Source organism: Streptomyces sp. CY-1 (genome assembly GCF_047218265.1).
GTDB classification, from domain to species: Bacteria; Actinomycetota; Actinomycetes; order Streptomycetales; family Streptomycetaceae; genus Streptomyces; species Streptomyces niphimycinicus.
The window spans coordinates 2,527,776-2,553,312 of sequence record NZ_CP178393.1 but is presented as its reverse complement, the minus strand read 5'-3'; the positions used below and the strand labels follow the sequence as shown (position 1 = coordinate 2,553,312).

General features: G+C 69.0%; 22 protein-coding genes and 4 pseudogenes. 9 read left to right on the top strand and 17 right to left on the bottom strand.

Annotation, left to right across the window (positions count from 1 at the left end):
• Positions 1-76 precede the first annotated feature (76 nt).
• The 4 genes from ACK1X7_RS10825 to ACK1X7_RS10810 all read right to left on the bottom strand — a co-directional run bounded on the left by ACK1X7_RS10825 (position 77) and on the right by ACK1X7_RS10810 (position 3,630).
• Positions 77-1,318, bottom strand: a complete 1,242-nt coding sequence (locus ACK1X7_RS10825; RefSeq protein WP_385149953.1) for a PucR family transcriptional regulator — start codon at positions 1,316-1,318, stop codon at positions 77-79.
• Between the two features lie 155 nt (positions 1,319-1,473).
• Positions 1,474-1,851: a hypothetical protein gene (locus ACK1X7_RS10820; protein ID WP_413115017.1), complete on the bottom strand. Its 378-nt coding sequence runs from the start codon at positions 1,849-1,851 to the stop codon at positions 1,474-1,476.
• Positions 1,852-1,873: 22 nt separating this feature from the next.
• A complete protein-coding gene (locus tag ACK1X7_RS10815; protein ID WP_385149947.1) occupies positions 1,874-2,545 on the bottom strand; it encodes an ABC transporter ATP-binding protein in 672 nt (223 codons plus the stop codon).
• Positions 2,542-3,630, bottom strand: coding sequence for an ABC transporter permease (locus ACK1X7_RS10810; RefSeq protein WP_413116867.1), 1,089 nt, complete (start codon positions 3,628-3,630; stop codon positions 2,542-2,544). Before ACK1X7_RS10810 ends, ACK1X7_RS10815 begins: the two co-directional genes overlap by 4 nt.
• Positions 3,631-3,801: 171 nt before the next feature.
• Between ACK1X7_RS10810 and ACK1X7_RS10805 the strand changes: the two genes are divergently transcribed.
• On the top strand, positions 3,802-5,034 hold the full coding sequence (locus tag ACK1X7_RS10805) for a sensor histidine kinase (protein WP_413115016.1): 1,233 nt from the start codon (positions 3,802-3,804) through the stop codon (positions 5,032-5,034).
• 2 nt (positions 5,035-5,036) lie between these two features.
• Entirely contained in the window at positions 5,037-5,675 is a 639-nt protein-coding gene (locus ACK1X7_RS10800) for a response regulator (RefSeq protein ID WP_216339366.1), read from the top strand.
• Between the two features lie 398 nt (positions 5,676-6,073).
• Here ACK1X7_RS10800 and ACK1X7_RS10795 read toward each other — a convergent pair.
• From ACK1X7_RS10795 to ACK1X7_RS10780, 4 genes and pseudogenes are all read right to left on the bottom strand, one after another.
• Positions 6,074-6,547: pseudogene (locus ACK1X7_RS10795) on the bottom strand (alpha-isopropylmalate synthase regulatory domain-containing protein); the annotation flags it as partial.
• Between the two features lie 25 nt (positions 6,548-6,572).
• Positions 6,573-6,971 carry an integrase core domain-containing protein gene (locus ACK1X7_RS10790; protein WP_413115015.1) on the bottom strand — a complete coding sequence of 133 codons (399 nt, stop codon included), beginning with the start codon at positions 6,969-6,971 and terminating at the stop codon, positions 6,573-6,575.
• A 27-nt stretch (positions 6,972-6,998) separates the two neighbouring features.
• Positions 6,999-7,652: a hypothetical protein gene (locus ACK1X7_RS10785; protein WP_413115014.1), complete on the bottom strand. Its 654-nt coding sequence runs from the start codon at positions 7,650-7,652 to the stop codon at positions 6,999-7,001.
• Positions 7,653-7,975: 323 nt separating this feature from the next.
• Positions 7,976-9,115 (bottom strand): GDSL-type esterase/lipase family protein, encoded by a 1,140-nt coding sequence (locus ACK1X7_RS10780; protein ID WP_413116866.1) that lies wholly within the window; start codon positions 9,113-9,115, stop codon positions 7,976-7,978.
• A gap of 430 nt (positions 9,116-9,545) precedes the next feature.
• Between ACK1X7_RS10780 and ACK1X7_RS10775 the strand changes: the two genes are divergently transcribed.
• The 3 genes from ACK1X7_RS10775 to ACK1X7_RS10765 all read left to right on the top strand — a co-directional run bounded on the left by ACK1X7_RS10775 (position 9,546) and on the right by ACK1X7_RS10765 (position 11,828).
• Positions 9,546-9,935 (top strand): hypothetical protein, encoded by a 390-nt coding sequence (locus ACK1X7_RS10775; protein WP_385149933.1) that lies wholly within the window; start codon positions 9,546-9,548, stop codon positions 9,933-9,935.
• A gap of 180 nt (positions 9,936-10,115) precedes the next feature.
• Positions 10,116-10,259: a hypothetical protein gene (locus ACK1X7_RS10770; RefSeq protein WP_385149930.1), complete on the top strand. Its 144-nt coding sequence runs from the start codon at positions 10,116-10,118 to the stop codon at positions 10,257-10,259.
• Positions 10,260-10,517: 258 nt separating this feature from the next.
• Positions 10,518-11,828: a hypothetical protein gene (locus ACK1X7_RS10765; protein WP_413115013.1), complete on the top strand. Its 1,311-nt coding sequence runs from the start codon at positions 10,518-10,520 to the stop codon at positions 11,826-11,828.
• A gap of 195 nt (positions 11,829-12,023) precedes the next feature.
• Here the strand turns inward: ACK1X7_RS10765 and ACK1X7_RS10760 are convergent.
• Positions 12,024-12,120: pseudogene (locus ACK1X7_RS10760) on the bottom strand (IS5/IS1182 family transposase); the annotation flags it as partial.
• 154 nt (positions 12,121-12,274) lie between these two features.
• On the opposite strand from ACK1X7_RS10760, the gene ACK1X7_RS10755 reads away from it, so the two are divergent.
• The 3 genes and pseudogenes from ACK1X7_RS10755 to ACK1X7_RS10745 all read left to right on the top strand — a co-directional run.
• Entirely contained in the window at positions 12,275-12,571 is a 297-nt protein-coding gene (locus ACK1X7_RS10755; RefSeq protein ID WP_385149924.1) for a hypothetical protein, read from the top strand.
• Between the two features lie 122 nt (positions 12,572-12,693).
• Complete coding sequence (locus ACK1X7_RS10750) at positions 12,694-13,332, top strand: hypothetical protein (protein WP_385149922.1); 639 nt, start codon at positions 12,694-12,696, stop codon at positions 13,330-13,332.
• A gap of 109 nt (positions 13,333-13,441) precedes the next feature.
• Positions 13,442-14,076: pseudogene (locus ACK1X7_RS10745) on the top strand (DUF899 family protein); the annotation flags it as partial.
• A 300-nt stretch (positions 14,077-14,376) separates the two neighbouring features.
• Here the strand turns inward: ACK1X7_RS10745 and ACK1X7_RS10740 are convergent.
• On the bottom strand, positions 14,377-15,144 hold the full coding sequence (locus ACK1X7_RS10740; RefSeq protein WP_390796059.1) for a dienelactone hydrolase family protein: 768 nt from the start codon (positions 15,142-15,144) through the stop codon (positions 14,377-14,379).
• Positions 15,145-15,621: 477 nt separating this feature from the next.
• On the opposite strand from ACK1X7_RS10740, the pseudogene ACK1X7_RS10735 reads away from it, so the two are divergent.
• Positions 15,622-15,936: pseudogene (locus ACK1X7_RS10735) on the top strand (hypothetical protein); the annotation flags it as partial.
• 269 nt (positions 15,937-16,205) lie between these two features.
• Here the strand turns inward: ACK1X7_RS10735 and ACK1X7_RS10730 are convergent.
• The 7 genes from ACK1X7_RS10730 to ACK1X7_RS10700 all read right to left on the bottom strand — a co-directional run bounded on the left by ACK1X7_RS10730 (position 16,206) and on the right by ACK1X7_RS10700 (position 25,442).
• A complete protein-coding gene (locus tag ACK1X7_RS10730; protein WP_413115012.1) occupies positions 16,206-16,451 on the bottom strand; it encodes a hypothetical protein in 246 nt (81 codons plus the stop codon).
• Between the two features lie 261 nt (positions 16,452-16,712).
• Positions 16,713-17,663, bottom strand: coding sequence for a hydroxymethylglutaryl-CoA lyase (locus ACK1X7_RS10725; protein ID WP_385153640.1), 951 nt, complete (start codon positions 17,661-17,663; stop codon positions 16,713-16,715).
• A 110-nt stretch (positions 17,664-17,773) separates the two neighbouring features.
• Complete coding sequence (locus tag ACK1X7_RS10720; RefSeq protein WP_125756508.1) at positions 17,774-18,571, bottom strand: enoyl-CoA hydratase/isomerase family protein; 798 nt, start codon at positions 18,569-18,571, stop codon at positions 17,774-17,776.
• 1 nt (position 18,572) lies between these two features.
• On the bottom strand, positions 18,573-19,835 hold the full coding sequence (locus ACK1X7_RS10715; protein ID WP_390796057.1) for a CaiB/BaiF CoA transferase family protein: 1,263 nt from the start codon (positions 19,833-19,835) through the stop codon (positions 18,573-18,575).
• Positions 19,836-19,871: 36 nt separating this feature from the next.
• Positions 19,872-22,028, bottom strand: a complete 2,157-nt coding sequence (locus ACK1X7_RS10710; RefSeq protein WP_413115011.1) for a hydantoinase B/oxoprolinase family protein — start codon at positions 22,026-22,028, stop codon at positions 19,872-19,874.
• A gap of 28 nt (positions 22,029-22,056) precedes the next feature.
• Positions 22,057-24,117 carry a hydantoinase/oxoprolinase family protein gene (locus tag ACK1X7_RS10705; RefSeq protein WP_413115010.1) on the bottom strand — a complete coding sequence of 687 codons (2,061 nt, stop codon included), beginning with the start codon at positions 24,115-24,117 and terminating at the stop codon, positions 22,057-22,059.
• A 50-nt stretch (positions 24,118-24,167) separates the two neighbouring features.
• Positions 24,168-25,442 carry a hydroxymethylglutaryl-CoA reductase, degradative gene (locus ACK1X7_RS10700; RefSeq protein WP_398162386.1) on the bottom strand — a complete coding sequence of 425 codons (1,275 nt, stop codon included), beginning with the start codon at positions 25,440-25,442 and terminating at the stop codon, positions 24,168-24,170.
• Positions 25,443-25,537: the final 95 nt, after the last annotated feature.

The following is a 25,537-nucleotide window of genomic DNA, read 5'->3' as shown; positions in this document are numbered from 1 at the left end:
AACGGGGTGACACCAGGATGCGGGACCGGTGCCAGTCCTCGTTAGTGGCAGGATCACAAATGCGGTTGTGGCTGACTCACAAACCGTGGGTCCGGCCTCGCCGACCGCCCAGCAGTCGTACCGCGACCAGGATCTCCAGCACGTCCGCGAAGCGCCTCAGGTCGCAGCCGGTGCGCTCGGCGATCCGCTCCAGCCGGTAGTAGGCCGTGTTCGGATGCACGTGCAGGCGCTGCGCCGTGGTGCGGGCGTTCAGGTCGCTCGCGACGTACTCGAGGAAGGTGGCGACCAGATTGCTCCCGTTCGCGAGGTCCTCTGTCACGAACCTGGAGATATCCGGACGGATGAGGCGTCGTGCCGTGTCGCCGTGGCGGAGGAACAGGTAGTCCAGGCTGGACAGCAGCGGCAGTGCGATCACTCCGGCCTCGTTACCGAGTCCCTCTCGTGCGGCGCACGCCTCGGCGTATGCCTCAGGGATCTTGCCGAGGCCGGCGTGGTCCGTACTGATGCCCACCGAGAGGCCCTGACGCCGCAGTTCCGGGAGCAGATGCCCGAGGGTTTGAGTGAACGCCGCCGCGCCGCCCGTCTGGGCCGGTGCGACGCCCACGACTTCGTCCTGGCGGGCGACCGCGAAGCCCTGCGGCGCGAGTCTGCGTAGCGTGGCGACGACATCTTGGAGCGTCTGCTGGGCCGATCCGCCGGCCGGAGTCAGGACCGGAGTGGCCGAGAGCACGACCAGGCGAGTATCAGCTTCGAGTCCCACCACCCGCAGCAGTGCCTGTTTCGGTCCGGCGGAGATGTCCCGCGCGGCCAGCAGGTCCTCCAGCAAGTCGCGGCGGATCCGGTCGCTTTCCGCGAGATCGTGCTGTTGGGCGGTCAGGTAGGCCTCGGCGGCCAGCGAGCTTCCCACCTCGATGACGCGCATGACCTGCCCGACGAGGGCGAGCGCCGCGTCGCGCGAGTCCGGGTCTTCCCCGCCCACCTCGAGCAAGCTCTCCCAGAGGGTCAGCTGCGCGACCCGGAAGGCGTGGAGGAAGTCGGCGAGGGAGATGCCCTGCCGGACTCTGCGCCCGGCCTGCGTCTCGGTGGGCGGAAAGTCTTCCCGCCGCGCAGGTCTGCCGAGCCGCACACTGGTGAGCAGTGCCCGGAAGATGGCTTCGACGTGTACCGTCACGTCGCTGCGAAGTTCCGGCGCTGTACAGGCCGCGTACGCCGGAACCTGGTCCCAGATAGCCTCGACGGCGCTGGTGACCACACGGTCGAGGGACGCCTCGACCGTGTCGACGACACCTTCTACCGCGTCATTGTCCGCCGTGGTCATGTCTGTTCCTGTCGGCCGATCGGGTCGCGCAGACAGGCGCTGCGCGCTCCTGCCAGGTTAATGTGGGCTTGTGAGATGCTCACACATGACCTCACTCCGGGAAGGTGGGAGGAGTAGGGGCGCAGCGACCCCGGTGATGTCGTCACCTTTCTGGTTCACAGTGGTCCGAAGCATGACCAGCCGCAGGCGGACGGGCTTGCCCTGTCCAACTCTGCCATCATGCCTTCGGGCTTGCGTTCGCGGGCGCGCACGGGGTGACCAGCCGGTGGCGGCGTAGAGGCGGGTGGCAGGTGCCGTGCGAGAGCGGAAAGCACGGCGCGATCAGCCCATGAGAGCTGCGGGCGCTCGATCTGCCGGCGCAGGACGGCGACCTCATGGCGAAGCGCGAGGATCTCGGCGTTGTTCGCGGCGGTCGATCGGCCCAGCAAGAGGAGGCGGCCCAGTAGTCGGCAGAAGATCAGGTAGAGCAGTCGCAGACCCACGATCACTGATCGTGCCCATACTTGGGCGAACGAAAGCTCCAGGTCAACCACCGCGCGGCGATAAAGACACCCTTCAGGGCAGGTGCAGGCGTCCGTCGTGGACTTCGGCGATCTGGTCGACGGCGGTGAGGTGGGCGCGGTCGTGGGTGACCAGGACCGTGGCAGTGGCCTGTTGGTGGGTGAGGCGGGTAATGAGGTCGATGACGGCGGCGCCGCGTTCGTGGTCGAGGGCGCTGGTGGGTTCGTCGACCAGGAGGACGGTGGGGTCGTTCATCAGGGCGCGCGCGATGTTGATGCGCTGGCGCTGGCCGCCGGAGAGCTGGTGGGGGCGGCGGCGAGCCTGGTCGGCCAAGTCGACGGCGTCGAGGAGTTCCATGGCCCGGTCGCGTGCGGTGCGGGGCTTGCGGCCGTCGATCTGGGCCATGACCTGGAGCTGTTCGGCGGCGGTGAGGGAGGGCAGCAGGTTGGGCTGCTGGAAGACGATGCCGATCTTGTGGCGGCGCAGGTCGGTGAGTTCACCGCGGGCCATGCCCGTGGTGGCCTGGCCGTCGATGATGACGGTGCCGGTGTCGGGGGTGATGAGGGTGGCGGCGACCGCGAGGAGGCTGGACTTGCCGGAGCCGGAGGGGCCGACGACGGCGGTCAGGGTGCCCTTGGGCACGTCCAGGGTGACCTGGTCGAGGGCGGTGAGGCGCGAGTCGCCGTCGGGGTAGGTGAGGGTGATGTCGGTCAGGTTGAGACTCATCGGGCGCTCCCCAGGGCGGTCAGCGGGTCGACGGAGGTGATGCGGCGGATGGACAGGGCGGCGCCGAGCGCGCCGAGCGCGATCGTCACGGCGGCCGGGACCAGGACCGTGGCGGGGGTGAGGAGGAAGGGCACGGCGCTGCCGGAGACGAGGGTGCCCAGGGCGGCGGCGATGCCGGTGCCGATCAAGGTCCCGCCGGCCAGCAGGATGACGGCCTGGCCGAGGGCGTCCTTGAGCAGGTTGGCGGTGGAGGTGCCCAGCGCCTTGAGGACGGCGACGTCGCCGCTGCGCTGAATGGTCCACACGGTGAAGAAGGCGCCGATGACCAGGGCGGAGATGGCGAACAGGAAGCCGCGCATGAGCTGCAGGGAGCCGTTTTCGGAGGTGTAGGAGCCGATCGCGGACAGCGAGTCGTCCTTGGAGACCGTCTTGGTGTCCGCTGCCTCATCGGTGGCCTTCACATCGGCGCCGGAAGTGGTGTTCAGGGCGATGACGGTGGCGGTGGGCCCACTGGTCTTGCCGGTGGGGGGTGCGGTCTTCTGCCAGGTGTCGAGGCTGGTCCAGACGACCGGGGTGTGGCTGAAGGAGGCATCTCCGCTCACTGCGGCGACGGTGATCTTCTGTCCGGCCAGGGTGAAGGTGTCGCCGGCGCTCACGCCGAGGTCGTCGGCGGCGGTGGTGGAAAGCACAGCGCCATGGCCGTCGATCTTGTTGCTGTCGGGGGCGAGTGCGGAGCCGGGCTGCACGCCGAAGGAGGAGACGCCGGTGCTCTTGTTTCCGGCGCTGGCCTTGGTGGTGGTGATGCCCAGCGGTTCGGCGCTGCGCACGCCGGGCGTCTTGGCCCACTGCCGCCACTGCTTTTCGGTGACGGTGGAGTTGGCGTACGACAGGTCCTCGCCGCTGCCGGGCGCATCGAAGGCGATTTGGTTTGCGGGCAGGGACGTGATCGCGGAGATGTTCTGCTGGCCCAGGCCGGCGGTCAGCCCGGACAGCAGCCCGACCAGCAGGGTGATCAGCACGATGACGGTGCCCATCAGGGCGAAGCGACCCTTGGCGAATTTCAGGTCTCTCCAGGCGACGAACACGGCGTGGACCTGCCCTTTCAGGTGGGAGAAGCGGTATGTCTCCACCCTTGCCGCCAGATACCCGGCCGGGCATCTGGCCCAGGAGAGCACTTGCCGCACCGAAAGGCGGCACGCCGGTTGTAACTTTCGATGGAGGCCCGGCGGGGGGCTTCTTCATAGGCTGGAGGGACTGTGAACACCACCGCCCCCACCCTGACCCCCACCAGCCGCGCTCTGGCCTGGTGCCTGCACCTGCTGGTCGTCGGTCTCCTGGCCCTGGCCGCAGGCCGGGCCGTGGCCGATCACCTTCCGCACGCCGGCTGGGTCCTCGCCGCGGCCGTAGCATGCGGCCTGGTCTATGCGGTCGGCCCGGTACTGCCTCGGGTAAGCCGCTCACGGCGGGCCGCCGCACTGTGGCTGGCCGCCGTGAGCATCCTCTGGCTGGTGCTGCTGGCCCTGTCCGCCAACGGAGTGTGGGTGGCTTTCCCGCTGTACTTCCTCCAGCTCCACCTGCTGCCCCGCCGCGCTGGACTGGCCGCGGTGGCGGTCACCGCGGCGGCGGCCATCGCCGGTTTCGCCGTACACCAGCGTTCCTTCAACGCGGCGATGGCGATCGGGCCGGCCCTCGGCGCTGCCGTGGCGGTCGCGGTGGTGTGGGGGTATCAGGCCCTGTACCGAGAGAGCGAACAGCGCAGGCGCCTGATCGAGGAACTCACCGCCACTCGCGCAGACCTGGCCACTGCTCAGCACACCGCCGGGGTACTGGCCGAACGCGAACGCCTGGCCCGGGAGATCCACGACACCCTCGCCCAGGGCCTCTCCAGCATCCAACTGCTGCTGCGCGCCGCCGAACGCGCCCTCCCCCAGACCCCGGAGAGTGCTGCCCGCTACGTCGACCAGGCCCGCCAGACCGCCGTCGACAACCTCGTCGAAGCCCGCCGCTTTGTCGCCGCCCTCGCCCCACCCGCCCTGGAAGGCACCACCCTCGCCGCCGCCTTGGAGCGGCTGTGCGCCACCACGAGCACCCGTCACCGGATCACCGCACGCTTCCACCTCACGGGCGAGCCCGTACCACTGCCGACCGCGCACGAGGTCGCGCTGCTGCGCATCGCCCAGTCCGCCCTGGCCAACACCCTCCGCCACGCCGAGGCCACCACCGCCGAGGTCACCCTCAGCTACCTGGGCGATCACGTTGCCGTGGGTATCGTCGACGACGGACGCGGCTTCGACCCCGCCCACCTGCCCGTCCCCGACCCCGACGCCGGCGGGTTCGGACTGGCCGCCATGCGAGCCCGCACGCAGGCCCTCGGCGGCACCCTCGCCGTCGAATCCGCCCCCGGCCACGGCACCGCCCTGGCCGCCCAACTGCCCCTCGACCCCACCCCCGGCCCCGACACCCCATCCCATCCCGCACCCGAGGCGTGACCGTGACCGACACCCCCATCCGCCTGCTCCTGGCCGACGACCATCCCGTCGTACGGGCCGGACTGCGCGCCGTACTGGAGACCGAGCCCGGCATGACCGTGGTGGCCGAGGCCACCACCGCCGAGGACGCCATCGCCCGCGCCGCCCAAGGCGACATCGACGTCGTCCTCATGGACCTCCAGTTCGGCAAGGGCATGAACGGCGCGCAGGCCACCGCCGCGATCACCGCCCGCGCCGGGGCGCCCCGCGTGCTGATCGTCACCACCTACGACACCGACGCCGACACCCTGCCCGCCATCGAAGCCGGCGCCACCGGCTACCTCCTCAAGGACGTCCCACCCGAGGACCTGGCCGTCGCGGTACGCACCGCCGCCACGGGCCGCACCACCCTGGCACCGGCCGTCGCGGACCGGCTGATGAACCGCCTGCGCACCCCGGGCACCGCCGTGACCCGCCGTGAGAGCGAAGTCCTGGCCCTGGTCGCCGAGGGCCTGTCCAACCAGGCCATCGGCGCCCGGCTCCACCTCACCGAAGGGACCGTCAAATCCCATCTGGCCCGCATCTACGCCAAGCTCGGTGTCGACTCGCGCACCGCCGCCGTCGCCACCGCCACCGAACTCGGCCTCATTCGCCGCCAGTAAGTCCCGCCCCGCACCCGCACAGCCCGGCCCTTCCCTCGCCGCGTGCCCTGGCTCGAGTACTCGACGACATCCCACTGATCACCCGGTGGAAGGCAGCGCGCTCACCGGGGCCGGACCACCGAATCGGTGACATCCAGCATGTCCACCATGCGGTTCAGCCTGCCGCTTGCACGTGCCACGTGGGCCCGGGGCAGCCGGATCTCAGCGGTGGCCCTGGAGGCGTCCGCCACCCCGTAGGACAGGGCCAGCGCTGGCATGCTGCTCAGTGTGGCGGCGATCCGGCCCAGCGCTCCGCGGCTGTCGCGGAGCGACACGTTGAGCGTGCATGCCGCATCATCCGGCTCCAGCTCTCCTGTAAGTGGTGTGGGGCCGGCGTGCCCGCCTGCTCCGCGCCGCGTGCGCAGGAGCCCGTAGGTGAGGGCCTCCTGAAGTGCCTCGCAGGATGCGGCGGGCACGTTGTCCGCGACGCCGACCGTGGACCACTCGCCGTTGCCGTCGCTGGTGGTGACCAGGACCCGGGTCGTGGACTCGGTGCCGTGGCGGCCCTCCAGGATGCGGACCTTGTAGTCGACCAGCTCGAAGGAAGAAACCTGCGGGTACGTCGACCGCAACGCCTGGCGCATCGCCCGGTCGAGGGCGTTGACCGGTCCGTTGCCCTCGTCGGTAGCGACGGTCCTCTTGCCCTGGGCGCGGGTTTTCACCGTCGGCTCCGCCTGACGCGGCACGCCGGGCTCACCCTCCGTGATCACCCGCCACGACTCCAGCTCGAAACAGGTCTCGGCGCGGCCCTCGGCCTCCTCGCGCAGTAGCAGCTCGAAGGAGGCGTCGGCGGCCTCGTACGTGTAGCCCTTAAGCTCGCTTTCCTTGACCCTGTGGGTGCCGGAAACTGTGTCACCCCTATGCGACCTGCGTGTATTCGTGGATGAGGCCGCCGAGTCGATCACGTCGATGGATGCGGGTGTTGTCGGTGGCGGTGAGTGGTTCGGGCTCGGTGAGTCGGTTTGGCGCCCGTTGTCCGAGGGATCGGTGCGGCCGGTGTCTGTTGTAGTGCTCCGCGTACTCACTGACGATGAGGCGTAGGTGGCGCTCTCCCGTGATCAGGATGTGGTCGGTTGCCTCACGTCGGCATGATCCGATCCAGCGTTCTGCGATCGCGTTCATCCGTGGCACGGCGGGCAGGGTGGGGACCACGCGTATGCCGGTCGCCTGGAAGACAACGTCGAAGCTGTCGGTGAAGTAGGCGCCGCGGTCCCGGATGAGGAATTTGATCGACTCTGCGCGGTCGCCCAGGTCCATGAGGTAGTTGCGTGCTTGCTGGGTGATCTAGGGGCCGGTCGGGTGCCGGGTGATGCCGGGGATGTGCACGTGTCGGGTGTCGTGGTCGATGAAGAACAGTACGAACCAGCGTCGCAGGAAGACCGTGTCGATGTGGAAGAGGTCGGTGGACACGATGGCGGAGGCCTGGGCTTTGAGGAAGGTGGGCCAGGAATGGTCCGTTCGCTGGGGCGCGGGGTCGATCCCGGCGTTCTTCAGGATCTCCCAGACGGTTGATGCGCCGATCTTGCGTCCCAGGTTGAGCAGTTCGCCGTGGATCCGGCGGTACCCCCACCCGGGGTTCTCCCGCGCGAGGCGCAGGACCAGATGCCGTAGTGCTCCCGGTTTCGATGGTCGGCCTGGATTGCGGCGTGGATAGGTCCATTTCCGGGCGACGAGGCGTGTGTGCCAGCGCAGGACCGACCGTGGAGTGAACAGCAACACCAGCCGTGCACGCTGCTGCTTGTTCACCATCCGGAGCAGCGCTGCCATGACAGCCCGATCGCTCCAGGAAAATTGAGGTCGTGGCTGGATGCGTTGGGCGACACCGAACTGGTGTCGGAGCATCAAGATCTCGACGTCCTTCGACGCACTCGACCGGGCCAGCAGCGCAAGCCATCGGAAGAGCTGACACGCGAGCTGATAGATCAGACGTATCGCCACGGCCCAGCATGATGCCGCCCCGTCAGCTCCTGCGCTCTGGCAGATCCGAAGCCGCAGGTCACCTCGGGTGACATATTTTCCGGCACCCACAGGGCAGCTGGCTCCCGATGGTGTCCAGCGTCTGCTCAACCTCTCTGACTGGGACGAGGAAGGATCCAGACCGGGCGGCGCCCGCGACAACGTCGCCCTCGTCGTCGTCCGTCTGTGACCGTCCGCCGATGACCGCGGCCCCGTCGGCCCGTCAGCGCCTCGTCACGGAATTGCAGCGCCACGGCCTACCTGGCTCCGCACCCACACCCAGCGCGGGCCCGGAGCCAGGGTGGTCAGGCGAACGGACCGCCGTCCACAAAGGCGTGTGCGGCGAAACGCTTGCCCATCCGGCGGTACGCGGCGGCGGTGGGATGCAGGCCATCGGGCAGGTCGGCCACCTCGTCGGGCCCGAGCAGTTCGCGTCCGTCGAGATAGTGCAGATGGGGATCGTGCGCCCGCCGGGCCGCCACGATCCGGGCCAGCTCGGCACGCACCAAAGTCAGCGACAAAGCCCCACCGGTCACGTCCGCCGGGTCACCCAGGGCCGTGATCTTCCCGTCCGCACCCATCGCGACCGGACCCGGACGCTCCTCGAACGTCGGACAGCTCACCGGGGAGATCAGCAGCAGCGGGGTCTCCGGGTGCCCCTCCCGGATCGTGTCGAGAAATCCGTGCACCGCCGGGCCGAACGACCGCTGCCGAAAGGCGGCCAGGCTCACGATGTTGATTCCCACCTTGAGGCTGATCAGGTCGGCCGGAAGATCGCGGATCGTCCGGGCGACATAGGGATCCAGCATCTCGTTGCCCGCCTGGCCGAGATTGATCACCTCCACTCCCCCGAGCGTTGCCGCCACCACCGGCCAGGTGCCGGTCGGGCCGTCGGCCTCCAGGCAGTGGCTGATGGAACTGCCGTAGTGCACCCAGCGGCGTCGCCCGTCCGGCAGCGGCGCCAACACCTTGCCGTCGGCCCGCAGGCCCACCAGTTCCGTGGGGGTCTGCTGCGGCAGCCACAGCTCGACCTGCTTCATGCCGGCCGGCAGCCCGCCGAACCGGACAGTCCCCGGTTTGCCCGGGATCAGTCGCTGCTCGGCCCCGGGGCCCGCCATCCGCAGCACGTTGCCCAGCGGCGCCTGCTGCCGCCCGAACGGCACGCCGTCCACCAGGAGTTCCATCATCCCGGTCGGGCGGGGCTGAGGTTCGGTGTCGAGCTGCCCCGTGGAGGTGAGTACGTCCAACTCCACCTCGCGCGCGTCGGTACGGAACACCAGCCGCACCCCCGAGGGCATCAGGGTCACCCCGTAGACCGAGGGATCCTGGTACTGCACCTTGGTCCACGCCGGCAGCCGACGCGGCATCACCCCCGCCTCCGTGGTCTCCAGATCCAATGCACCCCGTAACTCCACTGGTCCGCCGACCAGCGGCACCGCCTTCATTCCCACCGTCACCGCTGCTGCTCCTTACGTCACCTGATAGATCGTCCGGCATAGCCATGCCTGGCACCGGCACACCAACCAGTGGGGGAACAACCACGACCAACGCCCCTTCGCAGCCTAGTGCTGCAACCGCATCTGGAGGTTGTGGCCTCGGCGTTTGTAGTGGGAACGGCGGGCTCGTGCCTGGCTGCGTCTGCGGAAGTGTGACCAGTGCAGATGGTGTTCGTTGATGCAGCGGCGGGGCGTGATAACGAGGTGGCCGATCAGGCGGCGGATCTCCGGGACGATGAGGGGTATGAGGTCCTGTTCGCCGTCTGATGGGCCTTTTGCGGCTTCTGCGGCGCGGGACTCGAGACAAGAATGATCTGTTGGATGTCTTGGCTCCATAGTCCAAGACTCGGCATAAGCGCCCGTCACGACAGGGAGATCCATGCGGCCCACTATCGTTCTTCTCAGTCCTCCAGGAAATCATCAGCGCATCCTGGCCCGTCTGCAGCAGGTTGGCTCCTACAGTGAAGGTGAAACCTTCGATCGACTGGATCGAGGAGAATGTAGATTCGGCGTAGACGCATCCGGGGATGTCCTCGATGAGTTCGATGAAGAAGAAGTGGGTGAGATTCGTCAGAAGATCGGCGAGTTCCAGGCGATCACACTTGAATATTCCGGAGTATCTTGTATTCGCGATCTTCTGGGTGAAGTGATCGATGGACTGTCAGGATTGCTCGATACGAATTACGGTGAACTCATCGAATATAGAGAGGTTCTAGCGCGGTTCCGGAGGGAACCTCTGTGGGATTGGCGATTCGAGGCAGGCGAATAGTCTCCGCAGGCGGGTGGGGGAAATCGCGAGGGGGCAGATTAATGACCTGCCCCGACCTGCCCCTCTTCCTGTGGCTCGCGACCTTGTTTTCACTCGCCACGCGGTGGTTGCCCCGAGCACCTCACGGGCACCGAACGCAAGCTCCTGACCGACCTGTGCGAGCGCTGTCCCGCCCTGGCCTTGACCACCGAGTACGCCCACCGCCTGGCCGCGCTCCTGCGTGACCGCCGCAACGAGCACCTGGCCTTCGAGGTCTGGTTTGCCGATGTCCGGCTCGACGGACCACACGAACTGAGGGCCCTCGGCCCGTGGCATGCGCCGTGACTAGGCCGCCATCCTCTCAGCCCTGTACACCACCCACACTTCAGGGTCTGTGGAGAGCAACGTCACGAGAATTGATCTGTTGAAGAGACAGATGTATGGCCGGGCCAACTTCGATCTCTTGTGGCGGCGGAGTGTCGGAGATCGTGACGTCCGCTCCGCACGCGATCATTCTGCGGGTCCAATGTCAGTGCGGATCAATACAGTTGCTCCGCCGACCTTGCCCATGCGGCCGGATCCGTTCTCGAAGGAGTTTCTAAGATGCGTATACGAAGACGTGCGGCGGGTGTCGCGCTGGTCCTGGCGGCCGCGTCGTTCAATCTGCTCGGTGCCCCCGGCACGGCAGGGGCACGGACCCAGGGCGGCACCGTCCTGCCGGTGCGGTCCCACTGGCAGACCCTCGCCGACAGCCGCCATGTGTACGTCAGCGCGCCCGGCGACGACGCGGTGCTGGCCACCGACCACGACGGGCAGGTCGTGACGATGGTGGAGGGTCTCGACGGGGCGCGGGGCATGACCGAGTCCGTCGACGAGTCCACCCTGTACGTGGCGCTTCCGGACGCCGACGCGATCTCCGTCATCGACACCACGACCTTGACCGAGACGCGGCGCATCTCGACCGGGGCCGGCACCGAACCGGAGAGCCTCGCCCTAGCCGGCGGCCGGCTGTTCTTCGGCTACCAGGCCACCGACTTCGACGCCGGCATCGGGTCGGTCGCCATCGCCGAGGCGACCCAGACCGTCAGCTTGGACGACAACCCCGTCTGGTACGGCAAGCCGCGACTTGCCTCGTCGCCGGGGGCGCCCGACCGGCTCGTCGCCGCGGACAGCCAGGGTGCGCTGGGCATACGCGTGTACGACGTGGGCTCTGGCACGCTTCGGGAGACCGTCTACAGCGACGCCGTCGGCGATGTCGAGGACCTGGCGATGACGCCGGATGGCAACAGTGTGATCACCGCGAACGGCTCCCACTACTACCACCAGCGCTGGCACCTGTCGGACCTGACGGAGGAAGCCCGGTACGACACCGGCCCCTACCCCAACTCCGTCGCTGTCGACTCCCACGGTAGGGTCGCCGCGGGGATCCTGGCGGGAGGGAAGTGGGACGTCTACGTCTACCGCCCGGGAGAGACTGCGGCATACCGCACGGTCGCGTTGTCCCCGGGACATGGGGATCTGCTCGACCGAGGGGTGGCCTGGGCGCCCGACGGGAACAGGCTGTTCACCACCCGCTTCTCCTACTCGCACGAGGTCGTTCTCGACATCGTCACCGATGTCGCCAAGGCATCCAGCACGATCACTCTGTCCGCCCCGCCGACGAACCCCGTCGGCACACCGGTCACTGTGACGGGGAAGCTGACCTCGCTGGTCCCCTTTCCTGAGCGCGGAGCGGTCACGGTGACGCGCAACGGCGTGGAGCTGCCGGGTGTGAAGGTCGGACGGGACGGCACCTTCAGCTTCAGTGACACCCCGCCCGACTGGAACACCTATCCCCAGTACACGGTCACCTACGCGGGCGACGCCCGGCATGTGCTCGGCACGGCGACTGTCATGGTCGAGTTCGTCGGCTGACCAGGCCGGACACCCCCGCTGGAACTCAACCCGCTGAACATGCCGCACACCGTGCGGGTCGAGGCCGGGCGGCGGCGCCTGGGACTTGTCCGGGCGGTCAGGTTCGGAGCCGGATGGCGAGGGCTTCGGCGGTGACAGTGCCGAGGAAGAGGCAGCGGCGTTTGTTGTAGCGGGTGGCGACGGCTTTGGCGTGCTCAAGCCGGTTGATGGCCCGCTCGGCAGTGTTCCGTTCCTTGTAACGCTCTTCGTCGAAGCCTGGCGGCCGTCCGCCGCGTGAGCCTTTGCGTAGGCGGGCGGCCGCGGCCGTCGGTATTCTTCAGGATGGCTGATCCAGAACAAGCACGCGAAGAAACTGGGTCAATCCCCGCTGACGCCACTGCACTGTCTGCCGTCCAAGGCGCAATAGCCTGGATCCGGTCAGCCGCAAGCCGGGGAATCGTAAGGCGGTGTGCGGGCTCGCGTTCCGCAAGCACAACGACACCGGCACGGTTATGACCCCCAATGGTAATCCCGACACGATCTCGTGTGACGAGTTCCCGTTCGCGGCGACGTACGAGTCTCCCGGATATCCCGTGGCCAACGGCGGCCTGAACCCGGCCAAGAACACCCAGTCGATGCAGCCATTCGGCGTAAGCTTCGCCAAGCAGTTCCGGCTGCTGGACAAAGATGAGTACTGGGTCGACCCGGCCAATGGCCGTTTCGCGGACTGCGACCCGTCCAAGGTCGAGATCATTGCACGATGAAGTGACCGGTCGCTGCACCGTGAAGGTTCGGATGGCCTGGCCTGTGCGGTCCGGCTACGCGGGGGCACGCCCGCCTGGTGGACATCGGGTAGGCGTGCCCCTCTTTTCCCTCGCCTACGTCGATGGAGGACATGATGAGCGATGTTCTGCACGCCTGGACCGCCATCACTGACTGGCTGGCGGTGCACGCGCCCGCCTCGCACGCCACCTTACGGTCGGGCGCTGCCGTGGCAAAGGTTCGTTCCACCGAGGACGAGCTGGGGCTGAGCCTGCCCGCCGACCTGGCCAGGCTGCTGATGGTGTGTGACGGAACGGTCGATGCTTCAGCCCATGACCGAGACCCTGACGAGTACGATCCGGGCCTGTTCCTCGCCCAGCATCATCTGCTGCCGCTTGAGGAGATCGCGCACGTCCGGGGCCGGGGAGGGAACACCGATCCGTTCTGGGGCTCATGGGTTCCGTTCGCCGTCACCGACTACTCTCTCCTCCCGTGGGGCGGCCTGGCAGTCGACGCTGGCGGTCGGCTCGCCACCTTCCACCTGGCTGGTGGTGAGCCGCCATCTGAACCGCTCACCTCCCCGGGGTACGGATCCCTCAGCGAGTTCCTGGCCGCCCTGGCCGAAGCCCTCACTCAAGGCACCGGCCCGTTGGCGGACGCAGTTGTTCCTGGGTTTCATCGGGGCGCGCTGGTGTGGGGCCCTTTGCCGGGTGACGGTGCTCCGTGGACGTCGGCGCACCCGGAGAGTGGCTCCACAACTTGAAGGGCAGCGAGTGACGGCCATGTGGCAGAGCTGGGTACAGATGAGGCTGAGTGGTTGTCAGCGATGCGTGTTCGACGACGGCATCGAAGCTGTCGGCGAAATAGCTGCCGCGGTCGCCGCAGCCCGGCGCCGGCTGCCCATGGTCGAGGTGGCCGCCGACCTCGAACTGACCGGGCCCGACGGGCCGGTCGCCCTGCTCGACGCGTTCGAAGGGCGCCGGCAGCTCATCGCCTACTACTTCATGTGGCACGACGGCCACGACGCGGCCGGGCAGTGCGAGGGCTGCACCTGGGTCACCACCCAGGTGCAGGAGCTGTCCTACCTGCACTCCCGCGACATCACTTACGCGGTCTTCTGCCAAGGCCCGTACGAGGAAAGCCGCCGCTACCGGGACTTCATGGGCTGGGAGGTGCCGTGGTACTCGGCCCTTCCGTCGCATGACGAGCTCCTGGTCGGACGCCACGTCGGCATGATGCACCTGGTCTGCTACCTGCGCGCGGCGACCGCGTCTACGAGACCTACTGGACGACGCTGCGCGGGGTGGAGACGACGGACTACAGCTACGCACTCATGGACCTCACCGTGTACGGACGCCAGGAACCGTGGGAGGACTCGCCCCCCAACTGGCTGCGTGGCCAGGGGACACCCGCCGACCACGTCGGCCTGCGGAGCAACGGACGTCCCATCCCCCAGTGGTCCCGCATCGAGGCCGGGCGCTCCGACGACCTCACCCCTCGACCGTGACGGCACAGTCGGCACGCAGTCCCGGGTGGTTGACGATCAGCCGCCGGTTCCGGGATACGCGCGAAAGGGGCAATGAGTGGATCTTGACTTGGCTTAGCGCAAGGTCAGCGCGGTTGTGCCGCAGTAAATGAGTACACCTCGCCCTGGCGCCCGGAGCGCTCCGCCGCAAGTCGCGACGATCGCGGCCAGGGCCCCGTCGCAGTAAATCCGGCATTTACTGCGGCAGTTGCGAACGCGTTTCCGCGATCGCGCATCCGCCCGAATGCGGTTCTGCTGTACGGACTTGAGGGGAGGGGACTGTCAGTGCCCGGCGCCAGCATGCTTACCTGGGTCATGCCCCAGATCCTCCGTCACGGGCAGGCACTCGGCGAGCAGGTCGACGACGTCGCGCCAGGCTCGCTGCGCGTGCCGTGGGTGGTAGCCGACGCCGGGGACCACAGGGTGGCCGACCGGCGGGTGGTGGAAGGCGTGCAACGCGCCGCCGTAGACCGCGAGGCGCCAGTCGACGCCCGCGGCCTGCATCTCAGCGGTGAACGCGTTCCGTTGCGCGGGCGGCATGATCGGGTCTTCCGACCCGACCCCGGCCCACACCGGGCAGCGAATGCGCGCCGCCTCGCCCGGTCGGCCCGTGGTCAGTGCGTTGACTGTCCCGATCGCACGCAGGCTGACGCCGCCGCGCCCGAGTTCCAGCCCGACGGCGCCCCCGGTGCCGTAGCCGACGGCGGCGATCCGGTCGGGGTCGGTCCGCGGTTCGGTGCGCAACACGTCGAGCGCCGCATGGCCGATGCCTCGCATCCGGTCGGGATCAGCGAGCAGCGGCAGGCAACGGGCCAGCATCTCCTCGGGGTCGCCCAAATAGCGCCCGCCGTGAAGGTCGAAGGCCAGCGCTATATATCCCAGTTCGGCGAGAGCATCCGCCCGGCGGCGCTCGACGTCGCTGAGCCCCATGCCCTCTGGTCCGAGCAGCACCGCGGGCCGGCGGTCGACACCGGCCGGGAGCGCGAGGTGCCCGATCATCGTCAAACCGTCGGCCGGGTACTCGACCGTACGCGTCGTAACCGTCGTCATGAGACTGGACTGTAGTGATCGTCGAGCCCGGTCCGGCTGGTGCTCTGCCGCTGGCAGAACAGCGCGGGTATCCCTCTGAAATACGGCGAGGGAGCCGAATGGGTGACGGCCGACGGGCGCTCAGGGCTTCAAGATCATCCCGTTGCCCCTTTGGCGCGTATCTCGGTCATACCCCGGTTACGGCTGGGGCAGGAGTGCTCCGGTGTGACGGGGCAGGCGGTTCGCTCCGGTATTTGCTCCTGTGCGCTTCTGGTACGCGCCCCGTGCGCTGTCCAACGGTGGTCCTGCCAAGGACACGCCACCCCGAGCACCGGACCCGCGTTCGCCGATCCGGCCCCGCCCGGGGGCGCGCGTGACGGGGACCTGGACGGTAAGAGGGGCACGGCATGAACGCCACCGGCACAGCCGCAGACGACGAAGACCCAGCGGACCAACACCGGCCGGACGCGCGCCTGCGAGCCGTACCCGACGCTGACGGTGCTCCGTTGCCCGCAGACGAGCCGCGCACCTCGCCGGCCGACCGCGCGCCGGAGGTTCCGGTCCCGGCGGGGGAAGGTCCGGCACGGCAGGCCGCCCAGGCGTTCGCGGCCGAGCTGTTCCGGCTGCGCACCGCCGCCGAACTCCGCCGCGTTCGACGCCGTCTTCGCCGGCAACGGCATAGCCGTCATACCGACCCCGCCGCAAAGTCCCCGGTCAAACGCGTTCGCGGAACGATGGATACGCACAGTCCGCACCGAATGCACCGACCGAATTCTCATCACCGGCGAACGACACCTCCGTGCCGTCCTCACCACGTACGCCGAGCACTACAACACCGGACGGGCCCACCGCAGCCTCGACCTACGAGCCCCCAGACGACCACCCGAGCGTCTTCCCCCTGCCCGCTGCCGTTGTCCGACGACGGCAGCTACTCGGCGGCCTGCTCAACGAGTACCACGCCACGCCACCCCAACGACTTCTCCATCCACTGGAAACTCCCAGCTCAGCGGCCTGATTGGGATATTGACACCCTTCAGGCATGCCGGCGCCTGGCGAGGTCGCGATGCCAGCGCAGCACCGTGTCAGGACGCACGAGCAGCCGCACCCGCCGCAGGGCCGGGTGACGGCAGCCGGTGCAGCAACGCCGCCAGGAACGCCCGGTCGCTTGAGCTGAACCGGACTTTGCCCTTGCCGAGTTGGCGTTCCAGGACCGCGATCTGATGGCGCAGGGCCAGGATCTCTACATCCTTGTCCCGGCCACTCATCGGCAGCAAACGCAGCACCGCGAAGGCATTCGTCACACCGAGGTAGGCCAGTCGTAGCAGCACGATCGATCATCATGACGCGTGGACCACCGGCTACGCGAGAGCGCCGACTCGAGCGACCGCGGCTGGCGAGTGTGGGGTCCGGTGCAGGCCTCCGACCAGGGAGGATGACATTCTCGGCAAGCGCAGGCCTGATCAACGAGTACAGACACGCGGCCTGACCAGCCGCGACGGGTTTCTGAACGGACAGGCCGACAGACCCTGTTCGACTGCGCCTTCTCCTTGGGCTCCGGCCGAAAGTCGGCGTGAGCGCCGGGCGGGGTGTCAGGCGAGGGCGGTGACGACGCGGGAGGGACTCGGGCGGCCGAGGTGATGGGCCATCCACCGGCTGGTGGCCGCCAGCGCGTTCAGGTCGACCCCGGTGTGGATGCCGAGTCCGCGCAACATCCACACCAGGTCCTCGGTGGCGAGGTTGCCGGTGGCGCTGCGGGCGTAGGGGCAGCCTCCGATGCCGCCGGCCGAGCTGTCGAACTCGGTGACACCCGCCGTCAGCGCGGCATGCACATTGGCGAGGGCCTGGCCGTAGGTGTCGTGGAAGTGAAGGGCGGTCCGGTCCAGGGGGATGCCCGCCCCCCGTACGGTGTCGAGGAGTTCCAGGACGTGGCCGGGGGTGCCGGTACCGATCGTGTCTCCCAGCGACAGGGACGTGCAGCCCATGTCGAGGAGCCCGCGGGCGACCGAGGCGACCTCACGGGGCTCCACATCGCCCTCCCAGGGGTCGCCGAAGCACATCGACACATAGCCGCGCACCGGCAGACCCGAGGAGCGGGCGCGGGACACGACGGGTTCGAACATCGCCAGCACCCCCTTCATGTCCCGGGCCAGGTTGTTCTCCGCGAAGGACTCCGTCGCGCTGGCGAAGACGGCGATCTCCCGGGCACCGGCGGCCAGTGCCCTCTCCAGACCCCGGTCGTTGGGAACGAGCACCGGGAGGCGGATGCCATCGAGGGGGCCCACGGCGGTGAGCACCTCGTGTGCGTCGTCGAGTTGGGGTATCCACCGGGGGGAGACGAAGCTGGTGACCTCGATGGTGGTCAGACCCGCCTCGACGAGCCGCCGGACGAACTCGGCCTTGACGGGGGTGGGGACGCGTACGGCTTCGGCCTGGAGGCCGTCGCGGGGGCCGACCTCGTAGATGCGGACCTGTTCGGGCATGCCCTGCTGGGGGGCGACGCGGGGCAGTGCTTCGGTGGACGAGGTGGTCTCGGATGTCATGGCGTCCTCGTCAGGCGGTGGGAAGGGCGAAGGGTGCGGTCACGCGGAACGGCGCGGCGCCGGACGTCTGGCAACGGTGGACCGGAGGGCGATGTTCCTGTGTGGATCCGTCATACGGGGGGCTTGCCGACACTCCGGCGGGAGGGAAAGTCGGGCGGACGGCGTTCGGCGAACGCGGCCAGTCCCTCATGGGCGTCCGGGGAGGTGAACGCCCGCTGCCCGTACCGCGCCTCACAGTGGAATGCCTGGTCCTGCGGGAGGTCCCCGAGGCGCAGCACCGACTCCTTGATCGTCTCCAGGGCGGTGCCGCTGCGGGCGGTGAGCCGGTGCGCCCGGTCCATCGCCGCCTCGAGCAACCGGTCGGCCGGTACCACGGCGTTGAGCAGGCCGTACCGCAGGGCGGTGGCCGCGGTGATCCGGTCTCCGAGCAGCATCAGCTCCATGGCCCAGACGTAGGGGATCTGCCGGGTCAGCCGCGTCAGGGTGCCGCCGGCCGGGACGACTCCGACACCGCTCTCGGGGAGCCCGAACTCGGCCGTTTCGGCGGCGATCCGCAGGTCCGTGGAGAGCATGATCTCGAACCCGCCACCGAGGCAGAGCCCGTTGACCGCCGCGATGACCGGCTTGAACAAGGTGGTGTGTTTCTGGTGGGCACCATCCCATCGGGAGATGTCGAACCGCCCCTCGGCGAGCGCGGGGATCGATTCGGTGAGATCGGCGCCGACGCAGAAGGCACGGTGCCCCGCGCCCGTGAGGACCGCGACGCCGATCGACTCGTCGTCGCGGACCTCTTCGAAGGCCGCTCCCAGCTCCTCGTACATCGCCAGGGTCAGTGAGTTCAGTTTCTCCGGCCGGTCGAACCGGATCAGCGCTACCGGTCCGTCACGGTCGAGGGTGATGCCGCTCATCTCAGACCACCCCCGACTCGCGCAGGGCGCGGATGTTCTCCTCGGAGAGGTCCGCGAAGGCGCGCAGCATCTGGTCGGTGTGTTCGCCGACCCGGGGAGCCAGTCCCCGGGGCCGGGCCGGGGTGACGTCGAGTTTGACCGGTGTGCCGACCATGCGCAGTGGACCGAAGTCCGGGTACTCGACGTCGACGACCATGTCCCGGGCCTGGATCTGGGGATCCGCGATGACCTCTCCGATGTCCTTGATGGCGCTCAGCGGCACGAGGTCGCCGGCGAGTTCCTCCAGTTCGAGCTTGGCGCGATCGGCGAACCACCTGTGCAGCAGCGGCCGCACCCGGCGCTCGTAGACCTCCGGGGTGAACCGCTTGGCCATCGTGTCGATCTCCGGGTCGGCCGCCAGTTCGGGTTCGCCGAACATCTCGCACGTCAAGCGCCAGAACTTGTCGGTGTAGCCACCGAAGAAGACGAAGCCGTCCCTGCACGGATAGAGCTCATAGGGTTTGACGAACGGATGCTCATTGCCGAGCGGAGTCGGCACCTTGCCCTCGACGGTGTGCGACACAACCGCGTTCTCGGTCAGGCTGAGCACCGAGTCCTGCTGGGAGATGTCCACCAACTGCCCTTCACCGGTGCGCTCGGCGTGCCGCAGCGCGGCGAGCGTGCCGATCACGGCGTAGAGCGTGGCAGACAGGTCGCCGATGATGGTGCCGACCCGGACCGGAGGGCGGTCGGGGAAGCCGTTCATCGACCACAGACCGCCCGTGGCCTGCGCGCTGTTGTCGTACGCGGGCTTGCGCCGGTACGGGCCGGTCTGGCCGTAGCCGGAGATCGCGGTGTAGACCAGCCGTGGATTGACCTTCCGCAGCTCGTCGTAGCCGACGCCCAGTTTGTCCATGGTCCCGCCACGGAAGTTCTCGACCAGGACGTCCGCGCGACCGGCGAGCGTGCGCAGCAGTTCCTTGCCCTCGGGCCGGGACAGGTCCAGGGTCATGCCGAGCTTGTTCCGGTTGTACTGGGCGAAGAACGCGCTGAACGCCTCGCCCCCGGGCGACGTCAGCAGCGGGGGGAACTCGCGCGCATAGTCCGGGTCCTTCGGATTCTCGATCTTGATGACCGTCGCTCCGAGGTCCGCGAGCATCATCGAGCAGAACGGCCCGGCGACCACCCGAGTGATGTCGAGGACCACGACCCCGCGCAGCGCCCCGCGTGCGGGACCGCCCGGCAGGACGGCACCGAGGTCGAACCCGGCGTTGAACTCCGTCACGCGACCACACCTCCTTCTTCGAATACCGCTGTGGAATCAGCCGGTCGTGGCGGCTTCGACCCGGATGCGCGCGTCGAGCAGGGTGCCGCAGCGCGGGCTGTAGAACTCCTCGAGGAGCACCCGCTGTCCGTGGCCCCGGGGGCGTACCCGGACGCCGTACTCGCCCAGCCGATCGGCGGCCACCCGCGTGGTGACGATGGCGTCCTGCCGCCAGTCGTCCTTGGTGCTGACGAGGGCGCCGCTGGCCGGGCAGTACCAGCCGTCCGCGGCACGGCGGGGCGCGGATGCCCCGGCGGCGGCGTCGGCGGCGACCGGCGCGGTCGGCTCTCCGCCGATCCGGGCGGCACGCATCGCCTCGCGTGTGCGCGCGGTCGCGGCGGCGTCCACGGCACCGTCGGCGAGCACCACCCCGTAGACGGCGGATGCCGTGTGGTCGGTGATGTACGCGTCCCGGACGTCCTGGGCGACGCGCCGCGGGTCACGCAGGAGCGGGTCTCCGTACCCGCCGCCACCGGCGATCCACTGGACGAAGACATCGCCGGCCGAGACCCGCACCGAGGACTGGTTGATGGCCAGCAGGTCCCGCGTGTCGCAGTCGAGGCTGTCGTCGGTGGGCACCGTGCCCGCGGCGAGCAGGCCGGCGACATTGGACCGGCGCAGGATCTCGTGCCCGCTGCCCCCGCCGGGAAGCCCGCCACCGTATCCGTCGGCGACCACCTGGGCGCTGGGGGCGAACACGGTCTGCGTGGCGGAGGGCGCACCGTGCAGGGCCCAGGCGAACTCCAGTCCCAGACCGCCGCGGTGGGCCCCGTGCCCGGCGCTGGCGATGTTGAGCCGCTTCCACAAGTAGAGGACGGGATAGAGCATCTCGTTCATCTCGACGTCCGGGAGCATGTTGTTGACCTGCGTCATCATCCCGGCGCAGTCCAGACCGTCGGCGTCCGGCTGGGCTCCCGCCCCCATTCCACCGCCATCCATGTTGAAGAGCACGAAGTACTCGCCGTCGTCCGAGGTGCCGGCCGAGATGCCGCCGGTCCACGAGTCGGCCCACACACCCTGGGTGCGGCCACGGACGGTCTCGTCCGCGCTGCCCCGGCAGGCGTCGTTCATCAGCTTGGTGACCAGCCGGCTGACGCGGGCGCCGGTCGTCAGGTGTCCGTTGCTGATCGGGGCCGGGGGAGTGGGGTTGACGATGGAGCCCGGCTCGGCGATGACCTCGAAGGCGGTCATGACGCCCTCGTTGAACGGCACGTCCCAGGCGAGGATGGGCACGACCGCCGTGGCGACGCTTCCGACGAGGGCTCCGTAGCTACAGTTGACGAAGCCGTCGGTCTGCTCGCTGGATCCGGTGAAGTCGAACGTGATCTGCTCGCCCCGCTTGGTCATGGCGCAGGCGACGCGGTACAGCTCGTCGGCATGGCCGTTGTGCTCGGTCCACTCCTCGGCCGTGTACGTTCCGTCGGGGATCTTCGCGACACGGTCCCGGACCACCTGCTCCGCCAGCTCGAAGCTGAGCCGTGTGTACTCGCGGAAGTCGTCGAGCCCGAATTCCCCGATCGTGGCGAGAAGCCGCTGGATCCCGGTGTTGTTGCTGGCCACCAGGGAGCGCACATCGTTCCAGAACAGCGCGGGCACCCGGACGTTGTTGAGCAGGATGCGTCGCACCCATTCGACGGGCTCGCCCTTGTCGAAGATCTTCACTCCCGGCGGGAGCCGGAGCGCCTCGCTGTAGCAGTCATAGGCCCCGGGGGCGAAGCCGCCCGGTGTCATACCGCCGACGTCGACGAGGTGGGCCTGCGACTGCGCCCACCCGATCAGCTCGTCACCGTGGAAGATCGGCGAGATCACATTGGTGTCCGGCGGGTGGCTCGCGCCGGCGGTGTGCGGATCGTTGCAGATGAAGGCGTCGCCGGGGGCGAGTGGCTCACCGGCGATCTCCCGGACCAGATTCTGGACGGCGACGCTGCCGGAGCCGATGTGGAACTGGACGTAGTCGGAGTAGGCGTAGATGCGGCCGGTCGGGTCGAACAGCGCGGTGTTGAAGTCGCCGGCCTCGGTGATCACCGGCGAGCCGGACGAGCGGATCATCGCGATGCCCATCTCCTCGACGATGGAGTCCAGACGCATACGGATGACCTCGAGCGTGACGGGGTCGAACCCGGCGGGAAGGCGGCCGGTGGCGGATTCGGTCATGTGGGTCTCCTGGATCGGGCCGTGGCGTTCAGACGGACGGCTGGAGCCGGATGAGGAAGTGGCCGGCGTCGGTCAGCTCCACCGTGGCTCCGGTGGGCACATAGACGGTGGTGTCGGGCTCCTCCAGCAGGCACGGCCCCTTCGCCCGCGCCAGCGCGGCGAAGCCGCGGTGCACATCCACCTCGGTCCGAGCCCCGGTCACCGGTTCGAGGATGGTGCGGCGCAGCAGGGTATGGCGCTCCCCGTCGGTCTCCACGATCTGCCGGACCTGCTGGACGTCACTGCGGCCGACCGCGCGTACCCGGGAGTTGACCAGTAGGATGTCGGTCTCGGTCCAGGCCGTCCCGGCCCCGAACTCGGTCTCGTAGTCGGCGATGAACCGCGCGCGCAGTTCGTCCTTGTCCGCCTCGGTGAAGTGTCCGCCCTTCAGCCGTGTGGTGACCTCGAAGATCTGGCCGACGAACTTCATATCGGCCTCGCGGAACAGCTCCCGCCGGTCCTCGGGGATGCCCTCGCCGTCGAACCACGCCCGCGCGCGCAGCTCCAGGGCCTGGAACTCGCGGTCCAGGTCGGCGGCCGGCTGCCGCATCGTCCAGGGGCTGGTCCGCACGGCGGAGAAGACGGAATCGGCGTGCATGAGCCCGTAGGCCGAGAACACCGCGGCGTTTCGGGGGATGACGAGTTCGCTCACACCGATCTCGGCGGCGATGCTCGCGGCGAACAGGCCGCAGGCGCCGCCGAAACCGACGAGGGTGAACTCCCGCGGGTCGTGGCCGCGGTTGACGGTGATCTTACGCAGCGCGTTCGCCATCTGGGAGGTGGCGAGGCGGTACACCCCCTCGGCCGCGGCGTCCTCGGCCACTCCGAGGGGCTCCGCGACATGTGCGCGCAGCGCTTCGCGGGCCAGGTCCTCGTACAGCTCGACTGTCCCGCCGAGGTAGTAGCCGGGGTTGATCAGGCCGAGCACAAGCGCGGCGTCGGTGACCGCCGGGCGGGTTCCGCCCCTGCCGTAGCAGGCGGGACCGGGAGTGGAGCCAGTGCTGTGCGGACCGACTCGGAGCAGCCCACGGCCGTCCACCCAGGCGGCGCTGCCGCCGCCGGCGCCGATCGTCTCGATGTCGACAACGGTCAAGCTCGTCGGCAGACCGCCGATCTCGGCCCGCGGGAGCAGCCGGAACTCACCATCCATGATCGCGGCGGCATCCAGGCTGGTGCCACCCATGTCGGCGGTCAGCACCCGGCGCCTGCCCAACTGCTGCCCGAGCAGGCGGGCGCCGGTGACGCCGCCGACCGGCCCGGAGTTGAACATGGAGATCGGCGCCTTGCTGGTTTCCTCGACCGACAGGAACCCGCCGTGGACCTGCATGATCTGCACACGAGTACGCAGGCCGCGGGCGCGCAGCTCCTCGGCGAGGTGGTCGAAGTGGGAGGCGACGAGCGGTTTGACCGCGGCGTCGAGCGCCGTGGTGACCATGCGCTCGTACTCACGGTAGACCGGTGTCAGGCCGCTGGAGAGGGTGAACGGGACGTCCGGGTGGTTCTCCCGCAGATACCGGCCGATGGCCTGCTCATGGGCGGGGTTGCGGAACGACCACAGCAGGCATACGGCGATGGCATCCGCGCCCGTGGCGAGCGCGGAGTCCACCGCGGCGGCGATGGCCTCCTGCCGCAGCGGCACAAGGACCTCGCCGTGGGCATCGACGCGTTCGGCGACCTCGATGACGCGGCCGCGCTCGACGATGCCGGGCGGTGGCAGCATCTTGTGCGGGTCGCGCTCGTCGGTCCGCGCCGACCGGGCGATCCGCATCGTGTCGCGGAACCCCTGCGTCGTGAGGAGCGCCACCGTGGCGTACTTCTGCTCGTCGACCGCGTTGGTGACGATCGTGTTGCCGAGCACGAACCGGTCGACGGCCGGGTAGAACTCCTCCTCGGACATGCCGGCGCGCTCCTGGAGCACGGCCAGCGCGCCCAGGATGCCGGTGGTGACATCCTTCGTCGAGAACGCCTTCCCGCGGACCGCGCGGCCGTCGAGGACCGCGACCGCGTCGGTGAATGTGCCACCGACGTCGATACCAACCTGTAGTGCCATGTCTCAGCGTCTCCCTTGGCTCGGATACGTGCGGGCGGTGAGGCGAGGCATCAGCCCTCGCCGCGCAGCTCGGCGAGGACTTTTTCGGCATGGTCGGCGCGCACGGCCCGGTCGGTGATCAGCCGGGCGACCACGAGCGGCAGTTCCTCGGGGGTGGCGCCGGCGGTGACGGCGACGTTGCGGGCGTGCAGCGACATGTGGCCGCGCTGGATGCCCTCGGTCGCCAGGGCCCGGACCGCGGCGAGATTCTGCGCCAGGCCGACGGCGGTGATGACTTCGCCCAGCTCGCGGGCCGTCGTGACGCCGAGCAGGGCCACGGCGGCCTGTGCGACCGGGTGCACCTTGGTGGCCCCGCCGACCAGGCCGACCGCCATCGGCAGCTCCAGCGCGCCGACCAGGTTGCCGTCGGAGTCCTTCTCGAAGTGCGACAGGGACGTGTAACCACGGTACCGGCCGGTCGCATGCGAGTGGGCGCCGGCTTCGACGGCGCGGGTGTCATTGCCGGTGGCCAGCACGACCGCGATGACGCCGTTCATGATCCCCTTGTTGTGGGTGGCGGCGCGGTACGGGTCCGCCTCGGCCAGGGCCGCGGCGTGCACGATGTCGTCGACCACCTCAGGCCCTCCGAGCGCCTCGGCGTCGAACACGGCACGCGCCCGGCACAGCCGCAGGTCGGCCTTGTTGCTGAGGATCCGCAGCAGCGTGCGTCCCCGGGCGATCTCCCCGACCCGCCCGGCGATCGCCTCGGCCATGGTGTTGACGGCGTTGGCGCCCATCGCGTCGCGCACGTCCACGATCAGGTGCAGCACCACATAGGTGCCCCCGGGAGCGTCGACCAGATGTACATCCACGTCCCGGACGCCGCCGCCGAACCGGAGGAGCTGAGGGTCCTGTGCGTCGGCCAGCGCGATGAGCTCCTCGCGCGCTTCGAGCAGCCGTAGCCGGGCGGTGTGCGGATCGCCGACATCGAGGACCTGGAGCTGCGCCCGCATGAGCGGTTCCGTGGTCGAGGTGGTGAATCCGCCGGTGACGCGGGCGATACGGGCGGCGTTACTGGCCGCGGCGATCACCGACGGCTCCTCGGTTGCCATGGGGATCAGATAGTCGCGGCCGTTGACGGTGAAATTGGTGGCCACACCCAGCGGGACGCCGAGGACACCTATGGCGTTCTCGACCATGTGGTCGGCCTGCTCGAGGGTGAGGCCGCGCTCGGGATCGAGAACCTCCAGGATCTCCGGCTCGACCGCGGCACCGCGCGCGATACGGGCGCGGCGCTCACTGACCGACAGGTCCTTCACGCCGGAAAGCCTGCTGTTGACTGCCATGGATCCTCCTGCTTTCGGTGACGAGCTCAAGGGGAGACAGGCTCCGCGGCGGGCGAGCGGCGACGTGGCTCCCGGGGCATGACGGCCAGGACGCC

Excerpts from the sequence above, each read along its gene's own strand:
- ACK1X7_RS10825 (WP_385149953.1), bottom strand. The coding sequence starts at position 1,318 with ATGACCACGGCGGACAATGACGCGGTAGAAGGTGTCGTCGACACGGTC.
- ACK1X7_RS10725 (WP_385153640.1), bottom strand. The coding sequence starts at position 17,663 with ATGACATCCGAGACCACCTCGTCCACCGAAGCACTGCCCCGCGTCGCC.
- ACK1X7_RS10775 (WP_385149933.1), top strand. The coding sequence starts at position 9,546 with ATGCGGCCCACTATCGTTCTTCTCAGTCCTCCAGGAAATCATCAGCGC.
- ACK1X7_RS10790 (WP_413115015.1), bottom strand. The coding sequence starts at position 6,971 with ATGGACCTGGGCGACCGCGCAGAGTCGATCAAATTCCTCATCCGGGAC.
- ACK1X7_RS10700 (WP_398162386.1), bottom strand. The coding sequence starts at position 25,442 with ATGGCAGTCAACAGCAGGCTTTCCGGCGTGAAGGACCTGTCGGTCAGT.
- ACK1X7_RS10720 (WP_125756508.1), bottom strand. The coding sequence starts at position 18,571 with ATGAGCGGCATCACCCTCGACCGTGACGGACCGGTAGCGCTGATCCGG.
- ACK1X7_RS10765 (WP_413115013.1), top strand. The coding sequence starts at position 10,518 with ATGCGTATACGAAGACGTGCGGCGGGTGTCGCGCTGGTCCTGGCGGCC.
- ACK1X7_RS10710 (WP_413115011.1), bottom strand. The coding sequence starts at position 22,028 with ATGACCGAATCCGCCACCGGCCGCCTTCCCGCCGGGTTCGACCCCGTC.
- ACK1X7_RS10740 (WP_390796059.1), bottom strand. The coding sequence starts at position 15,144 with ATGACGACGGTTACGACGCGTACGGTCGAGTACCCGGCCGACGGTTTG.
- ACK1X7_RS10705 (WP_413115010.1), bottom strand. The coding sequence starts at position 24,117 with ATGGCACTACAGGTTGGTATCGACGTCGGTGGCACATTCACCGACGCG.
- ACK1X7_RS10750 (WP_385149922.1), top strand. The coding sequence starts at position 12,694 with ATGGAGGACATGATGAGCGATGTTCTGCACGCCTGGACCGCCATCACT.
- ACK1X7_RS10780 (WP_413116866.1), bottom strand. The coding sequence starts at position 9,115 with ATGAAGGCGGTGCCGCTGGTCGGCGGACCAGTGGAGTTACGGGGTGCA.
- ACK1X7_RS10815 (WP_385149947.1), bottom strand. The coding sequence starts at position 2,545 with ATGAGTCTCAACCTGACCGACATCACCCTCACCTACCCCGACGGCGAC.